Source organism: Halorussus aquaticus (assembly GCF_024218795.1).
GTDB lineage: Archaea > Halobacteriota > Halobacteria > Halobacteriales > Haladaptataceae > Halorussus > Halorussus aquaticus.
In genome coordinates this window covers 349,285-370,714 of record NZ_CP100402.1, presented here as the reverse complement: position 1 = coordinate 370,714, position 21,430 = coordinate 349,285, and the positions used below count along the sequence as shown (strand labels likewise).

Sequence of the window (21,430 nt, the reverse complement as noted above, 5' to 3'; positions counted from 1 at the left end):
TCGACGGCGTCGACCCGAACGACGGCCTCGTTCCAGACGCACCCTTGTGGGGTTGAAGCGTGGGTAGTGCATCTACCCAAGTGGGAGGAATCCCGTTCCAGACGCACCCTTGTGGGGTTGAAGCGAACAGGCCATCGAGGGGTTCGAGACAGAGGTGGAGTTCCAGACGCACCCTTGTGGGGTTGAAGCCCCTTTCACTTTCGCCGGGGTGTTACCGTCACTCCGGTTCCAGACGCACCCTTGTGGGGTTGAAGCTTCTCGGCAGCGTCCACGATTTCGTCCTCGGGGAGTTCCAGACGCACCCTTGTGGGGTTGAAGCACGGGCGAGTGGTGGGGCTACGAGATCACGGACGTGTTCCAGACGCACCCTTGTGGGGTTGAAGCAGAATTTGAGTCGGGAACGACCCATCAGCACCGAAGGTTCCAGACGCACCCTTGTGGGGTTGAAGCATGAGGAACGCACCAAGGCCAACCAACGTCAGGTAGTTCCAGACGCACCCTTGTGGGGTTGAAGCTCCGGGGAGAACCGGAGGGAGTGTCGTTGGTGTTTCGTTCCAGACGCACCCTTGTGGGGTTGAAGCTCCGGGGAGAACCGGAGGGAGTGTCGTTGGTGTTTCGTTCCAGACGCACCCTTGTGGGGTTGAAGCATCGTGAATTTGCTCTGGTCCCCGAACTACATCTTGTTCCAGACGCACCCTTGTGGGGTTGAAGCAGCGGCCAGCCCGGTGAACGGGGCGATTATCTCCGGTTCCAGACGCACCCTTGTGGGGTTGAAGCGGAATAACTCGGCTTTGTCTCCGGTGCGGGGTTCGCGTTCCAGACGCACCCTTGTGGGGTTGAAGCATGGACGGCGAACGGGTTGGCCAGAAAGCGGCGTCGTTCCAGACGCACCCTTGTGGGGTTGAAGCATTGCTCACACGGTTTTCGCTCACCGTTTTCTAATTGTTCCAGATGCACCCTTGTGGGGTTGAAGCGAGATAACGGACGACGGTATCTTGATCGGTGACGGTGTTCCAGATGCACCCTTGTGGGGTTGAAGCTTCATGGAACGTGCCACTTCATACCGAGGTGAACCGGTTCCAGATGCACCCTTGTGGGGTTGAAGCGAAGCCGAGAACCGCGACATGGTGGCTGAGGCCCGGTTCCAGATGCACCCTTGTGGGGTTGAAGCGAAGCCGAGAACCGCGACATGGTGGCTGAGGCCCGGTTCCAGATGCACCCTTGTGGGGTTGAAGCGGCGTCGGCGAACGTGAGACGGAAGCCGCGAAGCCGAGTTCCAGATGCACCCTTGTGGGGTTGAAGCCACATCGCCCCGCTCATAGGTCGATTATCCAGTCGGTTCCAGATGCACCCTTGTGGGGTTGAAGCGTCCAGCTGGTCCTGAACCCCGAAACCCTGAGTGGTGTCGTTCCAGATACACCCTTGTGGGGTTGAAGCTCAGGCTCTCAATGCCACGGTGAACCGGACCGCGGTTCCAGATGCACCCTTGTGGGGTTGAAGCATCTATCATAGCCACGGAATCACCCAGATTATCACCGTTCCAGATGCACCCTTGTGGGGTTGAAGCGAATCCGAGTGCCACGACGCGAGTTCGACCTTGCTGTTCCAGATGCACCCTTGTGGGGTTGAAGCGAATCCGAGTGCCACGACGCGAGTTCGACCTTGCTGTTCCAGATGCACCCTTGTGGGGTTGAAGCAATCCCGAATCGACGCCGCCTACGAGGAGTCTGGTTCCAGATGCACCCTTGTGGGGTTGAAGCGCCGTGAACAAACCGGGGCAAACAAGTGAGCAGCTTGGTTCCAGATGCACCCTTGTAGGGTTGAAGCGTCGAGCGCGTACTGACTTCCGTCGCGTTTCACGGTTCCAGATGCACCCTTGTGGGGTTGAAGCATGAGTAGCGTTGTGACGCCGACGAGTTGCGGGGTTCCAGATGCACCCTTGTGGGGTTGAAGCGCTGACTGCTGGCGTCTCTGCGTGGACCCACACCGTTCCAGATGCACCCTTGTGGGGTTGAAGCGTCGGGTCCGTCGCACTCCCGTTTATAAACACTGTGTTCCAGATGCACCCTTGTGGGGTTGAAGCACACGCCAGTACTTAATGCTATCAGGAGGAAGAACGGTTCCAGATGCACCCTTGTGGGGTTGAAGCGAGCGCGTGAGCCTCGATCACGACGCGGCGGACGAGCGTTCCAGATGCACCCTTGTGGGGTTGAAGCAGATAGAGAACCCGAACGACGGCAGCACCGTCAACCCGTTCCAGATGCACCCTTGTGGGGTTGAAGCGCGGCGCTCGGGTCCATTCTCGGCGTCCTCCCGGGTTCCAGATGCACCCTTGTGGGGTTGAAGCGCCGACGAGTTCCTTTGCCCTCGGTTCTGACGCGGTTCCAGATGCACCCTTGTGGGGTTGAAGCAGCATCGGCCTTCAGGTCGAAATCGACTCGGGGAGTTCCAGATGCACCCTTGTGGGGTTGAAGCTCCAGTTCCTCGACGTGTTCGAGGACCTCCGCCGTTCCAGATGCACCCTTGTGGGGTTGAAGCCCGCCGCGGAGCGTGTCCTCGTCAGCCTCGAACGGACGCGTGTTCCAGATGCACCCTTATGGGGTTGAAGCAAGCCGAATATCGTGCGTATCAGCGCCCAGGACCCGAGTTCCAGATGTACCCTTATGTGGTTGAAGCGAACTCCCCGAGATGTGGGACGCTTTATGTCAGGGGTTCCAGACGTACCCTTGTGGGGTTGAAGCTCAAGAAGCGTATGTCCAAGTTTGAGCAGAAGAACGAGGATGGTGTTCCGGTCAAACTGGTCCGAGGCTATGCGACGAAGCTCTGGATGGCTGCTTCAGAAGTCGACATCAGAATTGAGCAACTGAAGCAGAAAGGCGGGGTCTATGACGGTCGCTTGTGTACGATATAAAAGTACTCGATTCATTGGTTAGCGAGATATCTCGGCCGGTTCCACCGAGGTTAAATACCGAACGAAAAAGAACAGCGATAGAGTAGCAGTTCTGAGCCTTCGTCCACTACCTCTCGCTTCCGTCGTCCGAACCGCTGTACTCCTCTAGTTCGACACCCGTCAATGCCAACCGAGTCGTCTGGGAAGTCGCCATTTGCATCACCCCAAGGAAGGCAGTCACGACAACCTCAACCGTCCCGAGCGTGGGCGTCTCGATCTCACCACCGTTAGAGTCTCGACAGTAGACCCGTGGGAGGTTCCACTGGTCGTACCCGGCGGTGCGATGCGTGTAGACGGTGACACAATGGCTGTCGTGCAACTCCCGACCACGCCAACAGCAGGTGCCTCTCGAACCAGCGAGACCAACCTACAGGCCCGTGAGGGCCTGCTCCACGTCAGTCTTGACGCGCACGGTCTCCGCGTCGGGGTCGGCGAACGCCATTTAGTGGCACCGCCAACAGACGACGCCCTCCCCACTCGTCTCGCCACCGCATTCCGGACAATCGGCAACGTCAATCCCTAGAATCGTCGCGGACGGTCGAATCCGTCTCGGCGGTCGCGTCCGAGCCTTCTGTTTCGTCGCCCTGCGCTTCCTCATCGTGACGCATCGCCAAACCGAGCACAGCCGCGACAGCGAATGTTTCGAGATCCTCGACCTCGGGGTTGTCGGTATCGGCTCGCTCTGCCATCGCTTCAGGGTCGGCGTCCGGCGCGTCGTCAGCAAGGTACGCGAAGAGCGTCCGAACCGAGTTCGAGAGCCGGTCACGGTGCGGAGCGACAGTCTCGCGAATAACGTCTGGGTCAGCGTCGATTACGTCCGGGCCAACAACCAGCGCATGAGCGGCGAGCAAGACACCACCCGAGAGAACCGCCACATAGTCGTCACTGTCCTCCTCAACCTCATCGCGTGCCTCCCAAACGCTACGGAGTCTCGAAACAACGGTCTCAGCGTCACCGTCGTGGGCGATAAGTTCAAGGGCGGTTTCGTAGTCGTCGCGCGGCGTCCGGGTAAGTGCTTCCAGCAGGTCGCTGTAGGCGAGCGTTTCGAGGTCAGCGAGCGAATGACTGTCGGCATCGGGGTTGATGTCCGCGCGTAGTTCGTCGGGCGTTACAACTGGGTCGCGGTCGTCGAGAACGGCGGCGACCGCCTGAACTGCCGCAGGGTGGTCGTTCGTCTCGTCCGGAAGCGCGTCGAGAACGGCTTCGTCCACATCAGCGTCACTGATATCGAGTGCGAGGTGTGCAGCATAGCCGACGCCTATTCTCTCAGTGACGGCCGATTCGTTGCCGAGTGCGTCTCGGGCACGCCAGACGCCCGCGAGACACGCCATCGCTGTCCTGCCGTTTCCGTTGCGGACGTGCTGGAGACCAACTCGGTAAAGAGCCGTAGGCGCGTCAGCGCCGAGGTCGTCGCACGCACGGGTGGCCGCTCGGTCGTGCCAATCCGCCACGGCATCCCGTGGAACCCTGCCAAGTGCCCGCGCGTGGTACTCCGCCACTACCTTCCTGCTCGCGTCTGCGAGTGCATCTCGGCCTTGTTCGTAGACGGTGTTGAGGTCATCTGACGTAGCCGAGTCGGCGTCGGCGACGGCCACGAGCGCCGCGGGGTAGATTCGCGCCAGCCACGCCCCAGACGCCCCGACACCCGTGTCAGCGTCGTCGGTATCGGTGTCTGCGAGACTGTCAGCCACTCGACTCGCCAAATCGTGGAAAAACTCGACGTTCGTACTCGCCACCGCGCCGACACGCGCTGTCAGAGCGCGGAACACGTCCGACTCGAAACTGTCGTGTTGTCCCAACGACCAGAATCCTTCAGCGATGTCCGCGACAAGTCCACCGACCAGTTCTACTCGCTGGTCGCGGGACTCACCAACCGGCGACTCCGCCGCAACCGTCCGGTCGAGAACGTCGCCAACTAGCCACGGTAGCCCGTCGAAGTTTGGTTCCTGCATCAGTCCGATGCGTGCCGCGTCATAGAAGGTGTCGAGTTCCGAGTCGGGTAGTATATTGACTGTATGGTCGGCGAGTGTCTGCCCCCACACCGTCGGCCTCTCGCTATCGCCCGGGAGAACTCGTGCCACACCGAACCCGTAGGTCCACGCGACGAACTCTGCCTGCGGCTTGGAATGGGTGTCGCTGGCCGCCACCTCGCCCACCTGTTCCGCGATGTGGTCCACCCACTCGGTAACAGCCTCCCCGTCCGGGGTCGCCGACTTGTCCGCGAGCTTCGAGAGTGCCATCGCGTACAGGTTTTCCAAAAGCTGCCTTGCCGGGAGGTCGTGGGCGTCATCGCGGCCCGCCATCGCTTCCGCTCGCTCCTCCAGTTCGTCCACCCACTCTGTGACCGCCTCCTCGTTCGGATTCGCCGACTTGTCCGCGAGCTTCGAGAGTGCCATCGCGTACAGGTTCGCCAGAAATTGCCCCGCCGGGTCGTTGTGGGCGTCGTCGCGGCCCGCCATCGCTTCCGCTCGCTCCTCCAGTTCGTCCACCCACTCTGTGACCGCTTCCCCGTCCGGGGTCGCTGACTTATCTACGAGATTCGAGAGCGCCATCGCATACACGTTCTCCAGAAACTGCCCCGCCGGGTCGTTGTGGGCGTCATCGTGGCCCGCCATCGCTTCCGCTCGCTCCTCCAGTTCGTCCACCCACTCTGCGACCGCCTCCCCGTTCGGATTCACCGACTTGTTCGCAAGCTTCGAGAGCGCCATCGCATACACGTTCTCCAGAAACTGGCCGAGGTTTGCGTCAAACCCCTTGTTGCACGCGGCGGCGAGTTCCGGGAGTAGTGACTGGAGTGCCGTTAACTGTTCGGGACCTATGTCTCGACTGTTCGTTAGCGCGTACGCGAACAAGTTCTCGATGACAGTAACCGGGGTTGTCTCTGCTCGGTCGGCTTCAATTTGGGCACCGTGAAGGAATTGCGCAGTGTTTTGCTCGAAAATGGTCGCCGGAACGGGAACGTCGTGAGACAGGAGCGTCCGTATCGTGCGAACGAACAAATCAGTCCGGCGGGCGACTTCGTCGTCATCCATCTCGTCCGAGATGGCGAGCTGGTCGTTTACGCCGTCTGTGAGGAGCCATTTGACGCCAACCTTGTAGATGGCACTGGCGAGGTCGTCGTCGTCGCGTTTTCGCGCCCTCCCGTAGAGACCACCGAGACTCCGGGCTAGTCTGACAAGCGCAAACTCGGGGTCGTCTGTTGCTTCGTACCGTCCGAGATACTTGTCGAGGTCTTCCCGAATTTCATTGGGGTCTGGTTGGACATTGCCAGCAGTCGTTCGGAAGACTTCGTATTCGACGACGGCCCGGCCGTAGATAATCGGTCGCGGCCGCCACGAGTCATCCGGGTTCACAGACATGGTGGTATCCGACGGTCCGTAATCGTGCCACCCTGCGGCGGTCTCACCGTCGCCCACATCGTCGGTCGTGTTTTCGGCGTCGGTGATGTCACCACCGAGGTAGCCCGCGAGCGTCTTCGCACACTTCGTGATATTCCCCTCGAACAGGTCCACGAGTTCACGTGTCTGAACGCCGGGCGTGACACACACCTGTTCGTATATCTCGCCGACGTCGCCATGGTCGGCGTCAGCGTCGAGAACAGGCTGAACGTCGTGGTGGACGAGTTCCATCGCGGAGCCGAACGCCGACAGTTGCTCGCCTTCTGTGGCGGCGTAGCGAGCGGCGAGTTTCGCTATCTCGATGTTCCCGTTAGCGAGGTCGACTACCTCGTCAACGACCGTCTCGTACTCGCCCTCGTAATCGAGAACGTCCAACGCCCATCGAGTGGTTTCGCGGACGGCGTCGGCTTTTTTGTCGAATCGTTCGAACGTGATGCTCGTCGCGTCTTCACGGGTATCGCGCTCCGCTTGGGCGAATTTTTTCGGGGCTTTGTCGGTGAACGAGTTATGGAGTTCGTCGCGGCACTCGATGATGACGGTGCCGTGGTCACACGACCAACTTTGGAGTTCGCGGAGTTGTTGCCCACTCGCTACCGTTCCGACTTCGACTTGTCGCTCGTTGTCACCGGCCGCGCCGAGACCGACCTCTGTCTGAAAGTTCGCGTACAGAATCGTGTGCTTGTCACTCGACTCGATAACTTGCTCAACTGAGGTCGCTTCACCGAACCGGGGAAGTCGTACTTCGTAGTTATTATCGTCGCCGTCTGTGAGGTCCCGGCAGGCTTTGTAGGCGGCGGTAGTCTTGCCCGACCCGTGCGGGCCGCGGAGAACCACGACATCCGTTGTATCGTCTTCGAGTCGGTCGCGGAGTTGATCGACTTTGTTGCCGTCTTCGTCGGGCAAATACTCGACATCGTCGGGGTGGACGCGCTCACCGAGCAGGACCTCCTCTTCGTTCTGGAGGCGAGTTTCGAGATGGGCAAGACCCTCAGTCGCTTTCTCGCGGCCTCTGTATATTTCCTCAGCGAGGTTGGCGAGTCCATCCTCGACAGCTTCGAGTCGGTCACGGTGGTCTCGAAGCTCTGCCTGCATCGCTTCAACGTCGGACTGGAGTGCGGGCAGGCTGGCGAACGCGTCGATGAACTGGCTTTCGACGTGGTCGTCGATGCTGTCGAGCGCGTCAAGCGTTCGCGGGGGAAGGCCAAGACCGGTTTCGAGCCGGGCTTTGTCGAGAGGTGTGAGGCGGTCGTCGAGCAAGTGGTCGAAGAGGTCGTCGGCGAGATCGGCCATGTCGTTGCCGGGGTTGGCACGCCACAATAGGAGGCCGAATGCGACGACGAACGGCAGCGACCCGGAGAGTGCGGATATGGCAGTTGGCGCTGCGCTTCCAGCGAGGGCAGCGACTGTCTCACGGTCGATATCTGCGTCGAGCGCGACCTCGCCGGACGTGATCGCCTGCCCGTACTCAGCGGCTTTCTTGCCGAGCGTTTTGAACGGCGTGGTCGCCATCGACAGGCCAGTTGCGCCGACGTACTCACGGAGTGACTCTGTGAGCCATCCCTGTGTGGCCGTGTCGGTGTCGGCCGCGAGTGTGAGTGTGACCGATGGGACGAGCGTCGGACCGTACGTCGCGTCGCCGAGGTGGTTAGCGAGTACACCGTCGGCGTCAAGGGCGTAATCGTAGGAAAGACGGTCAGCATACGTTTCGAGCGTGTCGGCAGAAACTGACCCGTCGACCCCCTCCCAGTCCTGCGGATCGTCGAGCGCGTAACTGAGAACGACGACAGCATCGAGCGCTTCGCGGAGTACCCCAGCGAGGTCACGGTCGGCACTCGCTTCAGCAGCAACGTCGATATTAGGATCGGCTGTAGAGCTGGAATCAGTAGTAGAGTCGGCGTCCGTCTCACCGTTAGCGTCGGTATCAAGATCGGTGGTACAGAGCCAGTCGAGGTCACGTGGTCGAGTGGATAGACAGAGGTGACTGGCGTCCGCAAGCGTATCGAGGAACTCCCGGCGGTCATCAAGAGTGGCGTGTTGGTAGGCAGTATAGAAGTCGTCGACAACCACAGGTCCAGTGGGTTCGTCGGCGGCAGACAGTGAGTCGACGCAAGTAAGCTCGGTCTCGTCGGCGAGATGATCGAACCGTTCGGTCTTGCCGATGTGTGGTGCTCCGACGACGATCGTCACACCGTCGTCGCTCACCACCGTGTCAGTGTCAAGGTCCGATGGCCGCCGGAGAATAACAGATCCGGACATCGTCCTGATACTCACCTAATGTTAGGGGAGGGAAATAAGTATCGTGAAAGTTAAATCACAGAAAAGCACCTTGCCGCCACGTCATGATTGCCGTGCCGACCATTCTGGCGGCCACGCTCCGGGAAAAGGGAATGACCAGTACAGCACGAGCAGCATTAGCCGTAAGAAGCCGGGGATACGCCTCCAGCAGCGAATCGTCGCTTTGGTAGAAACAGTTATTCAGTAGAGGATGCTACTAGTAGTATAGCGACCTCAGTAAAGATGGACGAGGAAACGAAGTCTCGTCTCGAACAGTTACAAGCTGAAATCCGCCTAAAAACTGGAAAACAGGTTACTCAGCAAGAGATTCTAGAGCGACTCGTCAACGATGCGGCCGAGTCAAAAGATGAGGTCATTGATTCGTTCCGCGACTCGCGGGTTCCCGTCGACGATAACGCTCACAAGGCCTTCCACGAGGGGACCGTTGCATCCGGTCCGGAAACGACAAAAGACGATATCAGTAGTTGGTAGCACGGTTTCTTTATTCAGAATTGTCGGTGTACCTGTCGCGGAATCTAGAGCGAAAGTCTATTAACTCGTGGTTCTCTCCCTCTCTTCCTCGCACACGTGGGAATTGTTAGTTTTCCAGATGGACACGTCATCAGTTTTAGAACGGTCAACATCGCCGATAGCAATATTGATACCGAGACACGAAACGGAATACTTGCTAAAATCGAAACGTTCCCACTTGGACTTCGGCTGGTTATCGACGCGAACATGAAGTACGTAATTTCTTGACTCAGTCGGAAAACCCTCAAAGATAGCTCCTCCGGGCGTACCGTCTTCTTCGGCAGGGGTCACCTCTTTTGAGTCCCAATAGACCGGAGTCCCATCATCAAGAAGGAGAACGTGAACAGTGTGCGGACGAGGGTGGTAATTTGTGACCGTGAGTTTGCCGAGTCGTGGTGTTTTTGAGGATTGTTGGCCGAGTGCGTTGCACCCGGCTAGTCCGCCAGCGAGGGCTACTCCACCAAGCTGAAGGATTTCTCGACGCATCAACGAGGACATTCAGTTGATGATAGATGGCCTGTTGGTGAAACATTTTTGGAGGCATATCCGTCACCAATCAGCGGTGGAGCTAGCCGATGGAACCAGTGATGAGTTCGCACAACGAACCAAGCAACACCGAATAACTTACACCATATAAACTGAATAAAGAAGCTGTATTACTAACTACTGATATCGGCGACATCATCTACGAATGAGCATCTTCATCGATACGGGTGTGTACTAAGCCTATCATGACGAAGATGCCGCGAGACACGAGACAGCGCAGTCTTTCTTCGACCGCGTCCTTGACGGTGAATTCGGTCAACCGTACACGAACGACTATATTCTCGACGAGGCGGTAACACTCACGCGGAGACGGACAAACGACGTCACCGCAGCGACCACGATTGCCGACCGGATTCTCGGAAACAACCCCTACCCGGACGTGAACACCTTCGACCACGTCACCCCTGATATCTTCGAAGCCGCGTTCGAGTGCTTCACCACGTACGACGACCACAAACTCAGCTTCACGGACGCCACAACAATCGCACATAGTCAATTGCGAGCTTCGACGACGATTTCGACGGCATCCATGAGCAAATTGATCCGAGTAGTGTTACGATATAAACTTTCACGAATTCGGATTCACACAGGATTACGATACGCTCGAACATATCCGCGAGACTCAGAACTCTCTTCTGTCACCACAGTACCTCCGGACCAAATTCTAGAGACGAGAGCATCAAATCACCTTTCGTCGGCAGAACCTCACGCTTCCAACTTAACCCTCGTCAATGCCAACCGGCTCGTCTGCGAAGCGGCCACTTGCATGACGACGTGCAAGGCGGCCGCGACGACCTCGGTTGTGCCGAGCGTGGGCGTCTCGATCTCACCACCGTTACAGTCTCGACGTACACCCACAGGAGGTTCCACGCGTCGTGGCCAGCGGTTCGATACGCATCCCCGGTACCACGATGCCCGACATACAAATCGCACTTACAGTAACAGCAGGTTCCTTTCATTCCGCCTCTCTTCGGTTTGCGAACACGAGAGACTACGCCTCTCGCGGTTGAACTACAGTTTACTGTCCGTTTCGAGTGAGTATTCGTGGAGGTCGTCGCCGTCTTCGTCATACCAGAATGTGCCCGTGAAGGTGGTTCCCTCGATGAGGTGGGGAAGCCAATGCTTGTCGGCTTTCCACATCTCGTCGTACGGAAGGTCAGTAGCATCAAGCCAGACTGGTATTGCCTCCTCGGATTCAGCTGGTTTACCGGAGTATGAGTCCGACCGGAAAACATGCACCTGCATGAATGGCTCCTCGGCAAAGTAGAACTCTAACTCACCCTTCTTCTCAACAGAATCCACAATGATAGATGTCTCCTCGCGTGTCTCACGAATTGCGCCTTCCGCGATGGATTCGCCGTTCTCAACCTTTCCTCCAGGACCAACGTATCGGCCTTCTCCATGGCCACGTTTCTTCTCTATGAACAGGACGTCGTTGCCATCAAAGACGTAACAGAGAGTCGCGTCACGCATGTCTTGCCACAGTGTACCTGGGAAGCTATCTTAAATGGTGAGGAGCGCGAACCCCGCCGTTTTGCCACCGACCTGTGCAGTATGAACGGCGACTGATGCACGTCTCGTCGTTCAAATGGGGACTCGACGGTCGACGTAACTCCCGCCTCCAAACCACGTATTAGAGACAGCGAGTATCCGTAGCAGTCGGTGAAACCGATGCTTTGAGGTAGCCGTTCTTTTCACACTCTGTTAACTGACCGATGGTGAAAAATCAGACAAAAAGCGAGTTGTGGGACCAGTGGGTGTCACAGACCGTACTCAAAGATATCAATACAGCTGATACGCCGGACCCTGTCCCAATGATTGACGATTCCGGGACAGCGTTGGAGATGACTGCTGCATACGACTCGTACCGTCTAGGACGGGGGTCTGGCGATTATCTGTATCTGTTGTATCTCCTTGACGACCCTGTTCAGGGGCCGTCTGATATCATCCCTGTCTACATTGGCGAGACCAGCAATATTGCAAGCCGACTTATGAACCATTTCAGGAAGGTGCGCGATGCCCTCCCAATCTCGGAATGGGAAGACGATGGGTCGTGGGGTAGTTACGGGAAATATGATCACATTGCAACGGTCTACGAGCGTGCAGATTCACCGCTTTACGCATGGCTAGTTGATGTGAGCGAGGTTGAGACTGGCCCATATGGGTATCCCACGTATCGACAAGAACTCGAAGCAAAGACTGTCGGTCTCGTCCACTCTAATCGGCAATTTAATCGGGTTTTCGCAAACCGAGATTTCGTTCCAAACAGGGTTCCACACGAGATGGGGAAGGTGGGTCCCGAATGGGTTGACCTAGAGAACGAGACCCCGAATGAAGAAGCAAGGACGGCCGCTGGCAATACAGGCCACGACCTAAACGGCAAACACAAAGCAAATCTCTGGCACAACTGGGTGGAACAGACAATCCATAAAGAGATTCATGACCCCGAAGAGGCGGATCCGATTCCGCTCTTCGAGACAGACGAAAACCTCGTCGTAGAACTCACGGATGTCGGCTCGTCAACGGTACTGAAACGGAGTGACGCAATTGATACTCGGATCCGCGAAGAAGGAAAACGCTGTGTTCACAGCAACGGGGTGAAAGACGGCCCGAACGGGCTGTTATACGTCATGTACCAGCTTACGTCCGATAATCCATCACCTGCCGAGATCATCCCACGATATATCGGCAAAGCAGAAGCATACGGGAAAAAGAACGAATTGAGTGCGAACTTCAAGGAAATCGCAAAGAATCGAACTGGAACGCGGAGCTTCGCTCGCTGGGGTGATGGAAGCTACTGGCACGTCGGAGAGCTATCCGACACCGTGTTCGGTGAAGATTCAAAGAAACGCAGCTGGGCCAGCGAGCTATTCAAACAAGGAACCCACCAACTCAAAGAACAAACATACCTCTGGATACGAGCCTGGGACCCAGAAAAATATACAGGTCCGTACGGCTACCCAGCGTATCTAGCCGAAGTGGAGGGACTGTTGATTGGGTTAGCCTACGAAACCTACCCTACCCAGCTCCTCAACCACCACGAGGTCCCAGAAGACGCACCTGCCAACCAGCAAGAATATCAGTTTCAACCACCCTCAGAGTAACCGAACCCACCATCCGGCTCCTCACGAACCCGAAGAGAACGCCGACGGTCGAAACGCAGTCCGACCACAGATGCTGTTGTCCGTGAACTCTCCGGGAGAGGGGTCTCGGTGACGCCGATGATAGCCGATGAACGAGACAAACCGACAGGTAGTCGTCCGGCATCCACACCACGAGGAGCCGCCATCATGGCGGTCTACACGTCGTGGCGTTTTCACGACCGCGGTCGATTACGGTTGTTCGTGGGAGAGACGTAGTCCTCTCGGAGCCTAATCTGGTCCGGCAACCTTGCTATCCGGCCACCTCGTTTGTTGCCGGACCGTCCGAGTTACTGAGAGACGGGTCACCCGGTAAATCCACGTCGTCTTTCAGGACCACGACGTTCTCCTTGTAGGAGAGACCGTCCGCGGTGCGTTCTTTCTGGGTGGTGATGAGTCGATGCTTGCTGAGTTCACGCATCGCGTCGAGCGTCCGCCGGGCGAGTTCTTGGGCGTAGTTTTTCGAGACGCCTTCTTCGTGAGCGCGAATCCAATCGGCGAGGTCTGACGACTTCAGGTAGACGCGCCATCTACTGCTCCCGCTGGTCCACAACTGGTAGCGGCCGGGGTTGTCGCGTTCCCGCCACGCCTTCGCCGCGAGTTCGTCCGGCTTGCGGTTGGTGACACTTGCGAGCATTTCGTCGTCGTAGCGAGCGAGTCGCTGGATAGGTAGGAGATCCGCAGTTGAGTGAGCGACGGTGCCGCCGCGTTCGAGGGCGTCTTCTTCGCCGGGAAGCCGGGCGTACTGGTTGCCGTCGTCTTTGGTGATGCGTTCGACGCGGTCACCATCCACGTCCAGCAGTTCATCCATGATGTTCGCCTCGACGTTCTCGTAGGCGAAATGCGCGCCTTTTTCGAGTTCTCGTGATTGCAGTTCGGCGATCATTGATCGGGTGCCGTTCGCTTTTGCTTCGAGGGCGCTGAGTCTGGCATCGTGTTCGCCTTCGACCGTCTCCTCTAACTCTGCAAGTCGGGCTTCAGCCTCGCGGCGGGCGTCGCGTTCCTCGACGAGTTCGTCGCGGAGCGTGTCTACCTCGGCTTCGAGGTCGCCGATTTGGTCTCGGAGGTCGGCGGTTGCTTGTTGGATTCGCTGTTCGACGAGTTCGGCGAGCGGTTCGGGAAGGAGTTCGTCGTCGGTGGGGGTGTCGGTGGTCATCAGTTCTCTGGGTTGTCGGCAGGAGTGGCTGGTGAGCGATACCGTCTGCTAGGCGTTCGTGGGCGCGAAACGGACGAACGAAAGGTGTCCGGGCTATCCGCGAGGTCGCCCGCAGAGTCGGCGGCCGGGCCGCGGCGGGTCCGCAGGCAGATCGGACTCGGGAACGTCGATGTCGAGCGAGATGGCGTTCCGCACGAACAACTGCGTGAGTACGGTTTTGCCTTCGCCGGTGAGGTCGCAGGTGAATCCGCGTGCGTCGTCAGGGTGGTCGCTCTTGGTGAGGAATCCTCGCTCGACTAGTTCATTGAGGCGGGGGTAGAACTGGCCGCCCGCGGTGTTGGTCTGGCCGAGCGCTTCCAGTTCTCGCTTGACATCCGCGCCGACAGGTGTCTCGGTGGCTTGGTTTGCGCGGTACACCGCCAGCAAGAGATCGCGCTTATAGCTGGTGAGGTCGGCCGCCGTCTGATTGACCGAGCGAGACTGCTTCATCGACCCCCACCTCCGTAACTAGAAGTGATACCCTTGGGGATGGTACAGCCACACGGCTGGACCGTACACTCGGTGGGACTGTTGGCGGCGATGGCATGAATCGGTGTCTTGCACGCCGGACACTCGCCATCCTCCAGCGCCCAACACGCACTCATTGGCCGGTCACCTCCTCGTTCGCGCGGCGGATACGGTGACAGAACTGGCAGGGCGCGTACCGCTGTGATTGTGCTTCCGTACGGGCGAGTTGCGTAAGTCCGTCGTGGTCAACCGGGCAGAGCGGGTTCTCGTCGTGGTCGGTCTCGTGGTAGGCGTACGACCGTTGGCCGGTGGTCTGGATGACGAGGACCGTCTCCTGTGCCGGGTACGGGTCATTGTTGATCCGGGCATCAAGGTCGGCGCGCGTCGGGTCGTCTACAGTGTCTGGGTCCGGACACGTATGTGACGAGAGTTGAATCGTCGGTGTTCCGCAGTCGTCGCACACATCGAAGGTTTCGGGGATTGCCTCAGTGAGGTCCGGTCCGAACTCCTCGATGGCTTGGGTCACTTCGAGTCACCTCCGTTCAGGCCGACTGCGTCGGCGCGGCGCTTGGCGTGCTGGACGAGCAGTTGCTCGGCAGTGTCGGTGGTGGCGTACTCGTTGGTCCTGCCATCCCTCTCGGCCTTCTCTAGCAGGCCGCGCTCGGCTAACCGGTCCAGATTCTGGTATAGCCGAGAATGATTGATGTCATCGCCGTACCGTTCATCGAGATACGCCTTGACCACAAGACCCTTCGGCGGGTTGTCGCTGTCGCGTTCGAGCGCGCGGACTGCGTATAACAGGTCGCGCTCGAACGCTCGGAGGTTCTCGACCGACCGAGAGGAATCCGCGCTCATCGCTGGGCACCTCCCGTCGTCTGGGCGATTGATAGACTATCCGCTGGTCGTGCGGGACATTCAAGTCCCGTCTGGGCGAATGCGTGCATGGTTCTCCTGTGGAGGACCACCGAAGGCCGGTGCGGCGACACCGGCCCAGTTTTCCTGAGCTAGCACCTCCGGTTGTCCTTAGCTTGAACGTATTACCCACTGGTAATAAATATTGTCGCTATATAGCGACAGACGGCACTATTTAGGGACCTACGGAATCAATTGGTGAAATACTGGATTTTTCGGTGTGGTTATGTGCATTGGTGTGAAAAAATCGCCTGATGGAACCGAATCTCCGTGATGAGGCTATTCTCAAATTTCTCGCGGAGAAAGAGATTGCACTCCCTCCAACGCCACTCTATGAAAATCTGCGGCTTGAGGGAGCAACCTTCTCACAGCGAACCGTAAAACGCCGACTCAAATTACTTGAAGACCACGGCTACGTCGAGCGAATACTCGGCCAACAAGGATACTACCAAATCACCGACAAGGGTCGCGCGTATCTCGCGGGCGATCTCGACGCAGAAGAACTGGAAAACAACGAAGAGTAGCTTGATAGTTGGTCCGTCAGTCCATCACTGAACGCGACTTTTGCTCATGTCCCTCGTCGGTTTCATCGCCGCGAGCGACGGCTTCGTGATCTGGATGACCTCACTGGTGTAGCGTAATCTCGTCGGTCGTCGCGTGGTTCGGTTCTGGCTCGATCTGCCCGCGTTCGGGCCACGATTCGGTGGCATACTCGGTGCGAGATATACCGACTAAAAGAGTGTCTGGCGAGCGTGAACGAATAAATCCTGATTCTGGCGGTAGAGTCACAGAATGGTCTGTGAGTGGTCGGTAGAAGCGATGAGCGAAAGTGAACGAATTCCAGTAACGTCCTGCGATTTCTAACTTCCAAGTTCTCTTCTCATATTCTCATCTTCCCACGGTAGGAAATCCATAGGTATGTAGTCGATATCATCATGATTGTTGAACTGAAGCGAAAAGTCGGAGATATGTCTGTTGTCCTTTGAGAATTTTGTACTGTAGTAGACTGAGACCTTTCCATAAATTACGTCTCGATTCCCTTCAAACTCGGAATCCAGTATCCGAGCAAGAGAGTCCTGATTTGGTCCTGTCCCTCCCAGCGATATCACTGACCGAGACGTAGCCTCAAAACAGATATTTAATTCAGATGGTCTTATTGACGATGCTCGGGTCTTTTCCTCCTCTGCATCTCCGATAGACTCGATTCTCCGTAAAGAACCTTGTACTGTCTCTATTGGACCTTCTCCACTTAATTCGTACAATCCAATCCTTAGCTTCATCGAAGTTGCGGGACCTCCGCCGAAGTTGGAAACTCTCAATCTAATTACCTGGAGATCTTCCTTGATTTCTATGTCACTAATCTCAAGGTGCGGTTCTTGTTGATACCGTAAAGCAAGATGCTGCTCTCGGTATAATACAACTAAAGCAATTGTGAGGAGTGAAGACGTCAAAATAGAACTCGCCTCCAAACCTGCTCTCCCGAATTGCTCGTAAGAAAGATATATTGCGAGAGAAAGTCCGATAATCACGATAGAGCCGACGATAAGCAAAGTCCATCGTCTGTTTTTTATCATAACTTAGGCGTGGTACCAGCAATACTAATATCTCGTCCTTGAAGCGATGGGTACCGATAGCACGTCCCTCGCGTCCGCCCGAACTGCTCGACCAACTCGTACCGCTCTAACGACTGGAGATACCGCCGTCGCGTGGGCTTCGACTTCGGATTCCCCACACGCTGCTCGTACTCGTCGTACAACTCGCCCGCCGCAATCTCCCCCGACTCCCGGACGATTTCGAGCAGAATCCGCTGATTGGTGGACAACCGATAGACGTTGCGCTCGTGGACCTCTGTCTCGGTGTCGTCGGCTATATCCTCGACCAACTTCGGACTCAATGGGTCACGAACCTCAATCTCCGCGCTCGGCGGCCCGGTGAAGCAACGCGATGGCGAACCGCGCGTCCCCGGCCGCGAGGTCCGCGATGCGCGCTATCGTCGTGTCGTCGGCCGCGCCATGCCGCAGTCCCGCCTCGACGTGGCCGCGAATGATGTCCACGAGTTCGCCGTACTGGTACTTGTCGAGGCGAATCTTCGTCGCGGTCCGCACTCATGATTGTACACGGTTTTCCGCGCCGCGAGGAAATCGCTTCGTCCAAGCAGACCATGTGCATCGTATCCGAGAAGGGATTCCAGTTAGAGTACGTCTTTCCCGGTTGCTGCTGTCACTGTTTGCAGTATCTCTACAGCGTCAGAGAGTTCCGCTGTCGATTCAAAGCGGAGCGTGTCTGGTCGTGTCAAACCGATCTTTGAAGCGGCCCAACTGATTGCCTGCCCGAGTTGGCCTTGTTCTGGCTCGTACCATCGGAGTTCGATTTCCAACTGCTCTGGACGCGCTTCGACCGATGCGAGTCGAGAGAGGCCATAGCAGACGTTCCCAACACAGAGAGATGGTGGAGAAATACTATATTCCGTACCGGTGACTTCCCATTCCACCAGTAGGTGGTTTGGGAGAACCACTGCCGGTTCGACGTCAATCGCATTTTGGACTGCATCAATGATTTCATCGGACGAATCGCCATTCATCGTGAAAGCTTCGTGATCAGGAACATACCGAAGACACGGTTCGGAGTCGCGTACGAGTTCAATTTTCCGTATGCCAAAGATGCGGGCACCCCCAGTCATCTCCAGAAGTGATTTGATCATTTCTAGTGACCTCTCAGACACGTGAGCGTCGTACCGTACAGCATCACTGCCACCGGTTTGTGTGAAGGTGTCGTCCAACTCCTGGATAATCGAAGGGTAGTCGTCGGCTACTGTTCCCGTCTCGATCGATAGGACGATTCGGTCCGCGAAGGACGACGCTGCTTGGATGACCTCGAACAGTACCTCCTCATGACGTGGTGTACCCTCTATTGGATAGCTCACGACGAGAGTGTGAGTGGGTTGGTACTGGGTCAAGATATCTAGTAGACAGGAAGGCCGACCGGGGGCTTAATAGTTAATCCTCCCAAGATGTAGTCGTTCGAGAGATGTAGTCTCTCGTGACGCTATAGAAGATCGGTTCTTTTATCACAATCACATTTATTTTTCTACATATTGAACGGTGTCTCCCGAACCGATTTCCGCGACAATAGCTGGTGAGTATCAGATGACCCCCGATCAATCAAACCACTCCACTCCGTCTTCAGCATCCAAGAAGGCAACTCGAAATCCGCCAACGAAGCGAGCAGCACTCGTTGGTGGGGTTGTCGGGATATGTCTCGGTCTCTGTTCGCATTTTCTGATACTGGATTATTCTGTAGTCTCTATCACCATCTGTCTCCTGTACTTCATCGGGGTTACGCTCATGATCGACTACGTCAGTATCCTCCGACAGACCCCCTACGATGGCGGGAGTTGGTGGACCATTGCCTTCGGTGCCACCACCGGACTCGTTATGATGGTCGCACAGTTGGTCTACCACCCGATCGTCACAGATAAGATCGCAGTAAAGCGCGTCCTCCCCGAGGGAGTGAGGACCGTTCCGTTTAACCTCATCCTTATCTTGTGGCTTCTCATGTTCGGTGTCGCGTTAGTCTCACTGACATACGGAATCGGAATGGCAGTAACGGACCTGTCCGAAGGCTAATCCTCTCTGTCAGCCTCCCGCTAGCTGGTACGGACCTGCGCCCTCCTTCCAAGCACCCTCCTTTCTGCATCCATCGAAAGCACTGGAACAGCGGGGTTCTGCTCCGGAACCGTTTACACGGGATGGCCTAACTGCGAAGGTCCTAACCAGGATCTCAGTGATGTACTTCTTCCCGCACAACCTCAATGACAAGGTAATCGAAAGTCTCGCCGATCCTCCGGGCGTAAACACCGACTCCGGGTGGTGGTATATCGACCAAAGTAGCGGCGTCTATTGGGGATCCAGCTTCTCCACGTTCCCCGAACAGGGGTTCTGGCAGGAGTTAGAAGATTGCCGAGAGTACGTCTCGGACTCGGCCAAGGATTCACCCACCAATCCCTTTTTGTCCGGTAGTAGGTTTCTCCGTCGGCCGTCATGCCCTTCTCGTGGCCTTTCTCACTTCCACCCGACTCGGGTGTATCTGGAACACGTGACCCAGATTATATACATCAATAGCTTAAAATATAGACCCACAATCACAAAACCGTCTAAAGAGACTGTTCCTTTAACTTTTTCAACATAACATGCGACAGTTCACGATCCGCCACTACGGCACCGAACCCCATTGCGACGTTAGAATAGTCGTGCAGAATGTACTGAGGACGACACAGCGCGAGGTAGAAACGGTAGAGGTTATGGGGATCTACTCGCTGCTCTCTGAGTACGTCGACGCTGAGGCGGTAGACGTCCTCGTCGAAGCGGGCGCAACGGTTGACGATGACACGCTCCAAGGTGAACTCACTGCGACGCCAGCGGTGCAGGATGCCGTTGTGGCACTATTGTCTGACTCGTTGCTGGTCGCGGAGTTCCGAGACAAAAAAGGGAACCCAGTGTTTGCACGAGCGGACAGCGACGCCGACTCGGTTTACCTTGACGTCCCGGAGTATCAACACCTCGCTGACGCTGTGTCGCCCGACCAGCTCGCCCGACTGTTCCCGGCCAGTAGTGAGTGCGATACGATTCGTGCGGAGAACGGGACGAACCCGGCAGCTGAGACGGGGCTGACGGAATACGCTGTCTATGGGAAGGAATCAGACCAAGTCTCGGCGGACGCCTCGCTGTGGGGCGATCTCTTGCGACTGGATCGATCGCCGTCCTCGGTCTCACTGTGTGGACTTACTGCGGTACTCCGACAGACGGCTCCCGATGCACTGGAAGCGATACAGTTAGCAGGAGCGACGCGAGACGATATCGTTGTCTCCGGAGAGGTCACTGCCTCACAGGACATACTCCAGGCGTTGCAAGCCGCGTGGGGAGACGGCATACACTACGTCCGTTGTCGTGACGAGCGAGGTGACCCCCTGGTACTTCGGGACGGCCCTCGCTCCGATTACCTATATCTCACAGCAGCAGAACGGGAGCAACTCGGTACGTGGGCCGCGGACACAGTTCGACCTTCGAACCGCTGGCGGAAGTGAGAACAGCGGTACGTCGACGTAGCAGTTGTTGCAAATGCGGTTTCTTTATTCAATCTGTGCCGTGATTTTTCGTGTCGATTCCGCCACGTCGGTCGAACGCCATCACGACTCTGGCGGACTATTCAGGAGTGCGAGGTGACCCGTCCGGAACTGCGTAAGACGGGGAACAGTCTCAGTGTGGGGGTCGAACGCTGTATAGGCGAACGCCTGCCAGAGGACGCGCTCGGGATAGGGCCGGTCGGACAGGTCGACCCCCAGAGACGTTGCAAATGCGGCGTGGTCGAGTTCGCCGTTCGTCGTCGGAACCGGAGCGGGATTCGAGACGGTGTCGAGTTCGAGACCGAACGAGGGGAACAACCGGTACTCCGCGCCGGGGGCGGGATGGTGGAGTTCTCGCTCTCCGGGGAATCGAACGACCAGTTCGGGAGTGACAGCCATCGTTCCGTCGCCGTCCGCGCGTTCCACCGTCTGCTCCGAGAGCGAAATACGCCGTCGGGTTCCGCTGGAAACGGTGTACTCGGTCCCGTCGGCCAGCAGTTCGAGCCGTGATGCCGTCACCTCCCGGATTCGAACGTCGGGAGCGGAGTACGACCGGACGACCGCCGTCGTCGAGTCTCCGCCGATGGTCCCTTCCACGACGACCTCCGTCTCCGCACGACGGGAGACGAACTCGGGCGTGTACGGACGACCTTTCTCGACGACCGATAGCGTGTCCGTCGTCGCACAGACGCCCTGCCAATCCGGTTGCTCGCTCGTCCCCGTATCGAGAGTCGGACGCCAGTAGAAGACCCGATAGTCACCGTCGAACTCGTAGGGAACCGCGTCCGGAAAAAACGACTCGCCGTAACTGGTCGGAGCGAGATTCGGATGTTCGAGTTTGAGTTCGACGTACGGCAGCGACTCGACCATCGGAGTCGACAAATCGGCACGTGG

General features: G+C 57.3%; 18 protein-coding genes, 1 pseudogene and 1 CRISPR repeat array (1 of these 20 cut by a window edge). Of the genes and pseudogenes, 7 read left to right on the top strand and 12 right to left on the bottom strand.

Going from position 1 to position 21,430, the window contains the following annotated elements; all coding sequences use genetic code 11:
* Window positions 1–2,741: direct repeats of the CRISPR family, unit length 30 nt; unit sequence GTTCCAGACGCACCCTTGTGGGGTTGAAGC; it reaches 688 nt to the left of the window's first position.
* Between the two features lie 276 nt (window positions 2,742–3,017).
* Window positions 3,018–3,269, bottom strand: coding sequence for a DUF8112 family protein (locus tag NGM06_RS24550; RefSeq protein WP_465260992.1), 252 nt, complete (start codon window positions 3,267–3,269; stop codon window positions 3,018–3,020).
* On the opposite strand from NGM06_RS24550, the gene NGM06_RS22275 reads away from it, so the two are divergent.
* On the top strand, window positions 3,255–3,473 hold the full coding sequence (locus tag NGM06_RS22275; RefSeq protein WP_254270583.1) for a hypothetical protein: 219 nt from the start codon (window positions 3,255–3,257) through the stop codon (window positions 3,471–3,473). The genes NGM06_RS24550 and NGM06_RS22275 overlap by 15 nt on opposite strands.
* Here NGM06_RS22275 and NGM06_RS22270 read toward each other — a convergent pair.
* Window positions 3,463–8,619: an MSCRAMM family adhesin SdrC gene (locus NGM06_RS22270; RefSeq protein WP_254270582.1), complete on the bottom strand. Its 5,157-nt coding sequence runs from the start codon at window positions 8,617–8,619 to the stop codon at window positions 3,463–3,465. The genes NGM06_RS22275 and NGM06_RS22270 overlap by 11 nt on opposite strands.
* 228 nt (window positions 8,620–8,847) lie before the next feature.
* Between NGM06_RS22270 and NGM06_RS22265 the strand changes: the two genes are divergently transcribed.
* Both NGM06_RS22265 and NGM06_RS22260 read left to right on the top strand, forming a co-directional pair.
* Window positions 8,848–9,114 carry a hypothetical protein gene (locus tag NGM06_RS22265; RefSeq protein ID WP_254270743.1) on the top strand — a complete coding sequence of 89 codons (267 nt, stop codon included), beginning with the start codon at window positions 8,848–8,850 and terminating at the stop codon, window positions 9,112–9,114.
* An 862-nt stretch (window positions 9,115–9,976) separates the two neighbouring features.
* Window positions 9,977–10,263, top strand: a pseudogene (locus tag NGM06_RS22260) (type II toxin-antitoxin system VapC family toxin).
* A gap of 447 nt (window positions 10,264–10,710) precedes the next feature.
* Here NGM06_RS22260 and NGM06_RS22255 read toward each other — a convergent pair.
* Complete coding sequence (locus tag NGM06_RS22255) at window positions 10,711–11,172, bottom strand: 8-oxo-dGTP diphosphatase (protein WP_254270581.1); 462 nt, start codon at window positions 11,170–11,172, stop codon at window positions 10,711–10,713.
* A gap of 341 nt (window positions 11,173–11,513) precedes the next feature.
* On the opposite strand from NGM06_RS22255, the gene NGM06_RS22250 reads away from it, so the two are divergent.
* Window positions 11,514–12,803, top strand: a complete 1,290-nt coding sequence (locus NGM06_RS22250; RefSeq protein WP_254270580.1) for a GIY-YIG nuclease family protein — start codon at window positions 11,514–11,516, stop codon at window positions 12,801–12,803.
* Window positions 12,804–13,092: 289 nt separating this feature from the next.
* Here the strand turns inward: NGM06_RS22250 and NGM06_RS22245 are convergent, their stop codons facing one another.
* The 4 genes from NGM06_RS22245 to NGM06_RS22230 all read right to left on the bottom strand — a co-directional run bounded on the left by NGM06_RS22245 (window position 13,093) and on the right by NGM06_RS22230 (window position 15,357).
* Window positions 13,093–13,995 carry a DUF8008 family protein gene (locus NGM06_RS22245; RefSeq protein WP_254270579.1) on the bottom strand — a complete coding sequence of 301 codons (903 nt, stop codon included), beginning with the start codon at window positions 13,993–13,995 and terminating at the stop codon, window positions 13,093–13,095.
* 93 nt (window positions 13,996–14,088) lie between these two features.
* Entirely contained in the window at window positions 14,089–14,484 is a 396-nt protein-coding gene (locus NGM06_RS22240) for a hypothetical protein (RefSeq protein WP_254270578.1), read from the bottom strand.
* A 151-nt stretch (window positions 14,485–14,635) separates the two neighbouring features.
* A complete protein-coding gene (locus NGM06_RS22235) occupies window positions 14,636–15,028 on the bottom strand; it encodes a hypothetical protein (protein ID WP_254270577.1) in 393 nt (130 codons plus the stop codon).
* Window positions 15,025–15,357, bottom strand: a complete 333-nt coding sequence (locus NGM06_RS22230; protein ID WP_254270576.1) for a helix-turn-helix transcriptional regulator — start codon at window positions 15,355–15,357, stop codon at window positions 15,025–15,027. The genes NGM06_RS22235 and NGM06_RS22230 overlap by 4 nt, the downstream gene beginning before the upstream one ends.
* 311 nt (window positions 15,358–15,668) lie before the next feature.
* On the opposite strand from NGM06_RS22230, the gene NGM06_RS22225 reads away from it, so the two are divergent.
* A complete protein-coding gene (locus NGM06_RS22225; protein ID WP_254270575.1) occupies window positions 15,669–15,938 on the top strand; it encodes a winged helix-turn-helix domain-containing protein in 270 nt (89 codons plus the stop codon).
* A gap of 336 nt (window positions 15,939–16,274) precedes the next feature.
* On the opposite strand, the gene NGM06_RS22220 is transcribed toward NGM06_RS22225, so the two are convergent.
* The 4 genes from NGM06_RS22220 to NGM06_RS22205 all read right to left on the bottom strand — a co-directional run bounded on the left by NGM06_RS22220 (window position 16,275) and on the right by NGM06_RS22205 (window position 18,337).
* A complete protein-coding gene (locus tag NGM06_RS22220) occupies window positions 16,275–16,988 on the bottom strand; it encodes a hypothetical protein (RefSeq protein ID WP_254270574.1) in 714 nt (237 codons plus the stop codon).
* On the bottom strand, window positions 16,985–17,308 hold the full coding sequence (locus NGM06_RS22215) for a Cdc6/Cdc18 family protein (protein WP_254270573.1): 324 nt from the start codon (window positions 17,306–17,308) through the stop codon (window positions 16,985–16,987). The genes NGM06_RS22220 and NGM06_RS22215 overlap by 4 nt, the downstream gene beginning before the upstream one ends.
* Before the next feature lie 13 nt (window positions 17,309–17,321).
* The gene (locus tag NGM06_RS22210; protein WP_254270572.1) at window positions 17,322–17,519 is read right to left on the bottom strand and encodes a hypothetical protein; all 198 of its coding nucleotides are present in this window, start codon (window positions 17,517–17,519) and stop codon (window positions 17,322–17,324) included.
* Between the two features lie 86 nt (window positions 17,520–17,605).
* Entirely contained in the window at window positions 17,606–18,337 is a 732-nt protein-coding gene (locus tag NGM06_RS22205; RefSeq protein ID WP_254270571.1) for a hypothetical protein, read from the bottom strand.
* A gap of 223 nt (window positions 18,338–18,560) precedes the next feature.
* On the opposite strand from NGM06_RS22205, the gene NGM06_RS22200 reads away from it, so the two are divergent.
* Window positions 18,561–19,040, top strand: coding sequence for a hypothetical protein (locus NGM06_RS22200; RefSeq protein WP_254270570.1), 480 nt, complete (start codon window positions 18,561–18,563; stop codon window positions 19,038–19,040).
* Between the two features lie 563 nt (window positions 19,041–19,603).
* Window positions 19,604–20,497 carry a hypothetical protein gene (locus tag NGM06_RS22195; protein ID WP_254270569.1) on the top strand — a complete coding sequence of 298 codons (894 nt, stop codon included), beginning with the start codon at window positions 19,604–19,606 and terminating at the stop codon, window positions 20,495–20,497.
* Window positions 20,498–20,599: 102 nt separating this feature from the next.
* On the opposite strand, the gene NGM06_RS22190 is transcribed toward NGM06_RS22195, so the two are convergent.
* Window positions 20,600–21,406, bottom strand: coding sequence for a hypothetical protein (locus NGM06_RS22190; protein WP_254270568.1), 807 nt, complete (start codon window positions 21,404–21,406; stop codon window positions 20,600–20,602).
* Window positions 21,407–21,430 lie beyond the last annotated feature (24 nt).